Origin of the sequence: Thermogutta sp. (assembly GCF_014359955.1) — a bacterium.
GTDB lineage: Bacteria > Planctomycetota > Planctomycetia > Pirellulales > Thermoguttaceae > Thermogutta.
The window spans coordinates 1-2,218 of sequence record NZ_JACIYL010000735.1 but is presented as its reverse complement, the minus strand read 5'-3'; the positions used below and the strand labels follow the sequence as shown (position 1 = coordinate 2,218).

The 2,218-nt window shown below is 58.8% G+C and carries 3 protein-coding genes; all 3 read left to right on the top strand.

The window, feature by feature from the left end; genetic code table 11:
* On the top strand, nucleotides 1-306 hold a 306-nt coding region (locus H5U08_RS16450), incomplete at its 5' end, for a sigma factor-like helix-turn-helix DNA-binding protein (protein ID WP_297035536.1).
* A gap of 24 nt (nucleotides 307-330) precedes the next feature.
* Nucleotides 331-915, top strand: coding sequence for a hypothetical protein (locus H5U08_RS16445; protein ID WP_297035533.1), 585 nt, complete (start codon nucleotides 331-333; stop codon nucleotides 913-915).
* Nucleotides 916-1,026: 111 nt separating this feature from the next.
* Nucleotides 1,027-2,218 (top strand): hypothetical protein (locus H5U08_RS16440; RefSeq protein WP_297035529.1); only part of this gene is annotated, 1,192 nt, incomplete at its 3' end.

The following is a 2,218-nucleotide window of genomic DNA, read 5'->3' as shown; positions in this document are numbered from 1 at the left end:
CCTGCGGTTGTGCAGGCACGTCAGGGGGCGGGGATGGAAAGCGAGGAACAGCGCGATCGTTTGTGGGACCGAGTCCAGAGTGTGCTGACACCGCTTCAGTTTACGGTGGTGTGGCTGTTTTACGTGGAACAGATGAGCGCTCGTGACATCGGGGCCATTGTTCGAAAGTCGGAGGGGGCAGTGAAGACGATCCTTTGCCGAGCGAGAAAGGTTTTGGTTCCCCATCTGCAGGAATTTACGGCTGTGTTTGAGGCGGGAACAGAAAAGCATCCCCGTCCTCAGATTGGCAACCGGCGGGTGCTGTAACCCATCGATGGCAATCGGTGTACCATGAGAGAAGATCAACGTCGCAATCATCGCAGTGAGGAATGGTTGGGTGGTCTTCTGAGAGCGGCCGCTCAAGCCGAGCGACCGGAGTTTTCTGAGGACCTCCATCGAAGAATTCTCCGGCAAGTCATGCAGAGTGGGGTGGTCGATGAAAGTCGAGCGGCTCAGTCTTTTTATTCACGGCAACGATGGCATGTGATGCTGGCGTGGACCGGGGCTGCAGTCGCGGTACTCCTGGCGGTTTTGACGGTAACGTCCGTCAGGCATGGCGGGTTGCGCTTCGGTGCTCGGCCCAATTCAGAAGAAGTGGCGAATGGTGTGAACGGGCAACCGGAAAATCTGTCCGGCGGGGTGGATCCCAGCATGGCGAGAGAAACGGAGCTTTCTCCGGATCGATCGCTGGCCGTCATTGTGAGTACACCGGATCGAACAGTTCAGCAGTTGCAACATCAATTGACACAGCTCGAATCCGGTCGGTGGGCCGGACTGGATCGGGATCTTCTGATCGCAAGTGAAATGGTCAAAAACCAGTTGCCTCTCAATCTGGTGGCGCAAATTCGGACCGGCGAGGCCCAACGGACGCCGTGAGAGGCTTTAGAGTACGTGTATATGAGATGCCGGGCCCGGGGTCCTGGACGTTGCGTGCCGGGACTCGTGATGGGCGGTCCAAATGTCGGTTATTTGTTCGTGGAGGTTGCCATGAGGTTGCTGCGAGATTGGAGTCTGTGGAAGTTTGCGTGGGGGCTGAGCGGATTGCTTTTGATAGCGCAGGTCGCTCAGGCAGCGGAACCGCTGGTAGTGGTTCGGATTGCCCCGCTGCGGGAATGCCAGGCGGATATGAAAGCTGTTCAGGAAGTCCTGGGGGCCGAGCAGGATGCCGCCACCCGGGCCATGGCCTGGCTTTTGGAACGGGTAGAGACGCTCACCAAAAACGGTTTGGATGATTCCCGGCCCCTTGGTTTGGCTGCTGTGTCGGCGGGGGGAGATCGCGTGGTGTGGGTAGCGGCCGTGCCCACAACCGATGTGCATGCACTCCACGAAGCGGTCGGCCCCTGGATCGGCGATGTGCAGGAAATGGGAGACGGCGTCGTCAAATTCACGTTTTTGGGTAAAGACCTTTACGCCAATGTCGGAGCGGGCTGGGTTTTTGTGAGTGAGAAGCAAGCAGCCGTGTCTCGCGTACCTCCTTCGCCCGAACCGTGGCTGGAAGGCTTTGATCCCCAGTGGGATGTGGGAGTGCGGGTTAATATTCCCCAGGTTTTAGCCACTTTCGGGCCACGGTTGGGTGCCTGGGTGGAAAAGGTCAAGGAGAGGGCCCGCCGTGAGGAGCAGCGACATCCGCTGGCGGCGACGCTTGTCCCCCAGATCCTTTCGGTCGCCTCGGCGGCGACGGCGCAGACTCAGGAACTGGTGATTGGCTGGCAGGTGGATCGGGAAAGCCAGAAGGTGCGATGCGTTTGCCGCTGCGTCGCCATTCCCAACACCAATCTTGCCCGGTATTTTGCTGAGCAGCAAAACGTGACGAGTCCTCTCGTGGCGCTGCGGCACTGGCCGGACGCGGCGTTTTCCGCTGGGTGGGTGTACACTTTCCCAACCCCACCTGAAGAGGAACTAGAAAAAGTCGGGCAGGCGCTGCGCACCGAGGTGGAACGAGTGATCGAAAGACGGATTCACAAAGCGGAGGACGCCAATCTGGTTCGAGAACTTTTTGAGGAGTGGCTTGAGCTTGCCAACGACTGGGTTCACCACGGTCGTTATGAGGGTGCTGTCACCCTCGTGGCCAAGCCGGATCAACTCACGCTTGTGGGGGCCAAATTCGTGGGCAACTCGGATGCGACGGAAAAATTTGTGGGGCGCCTTGTCGAGTCTGCTAGGGCGAAGTTTCCCAAGG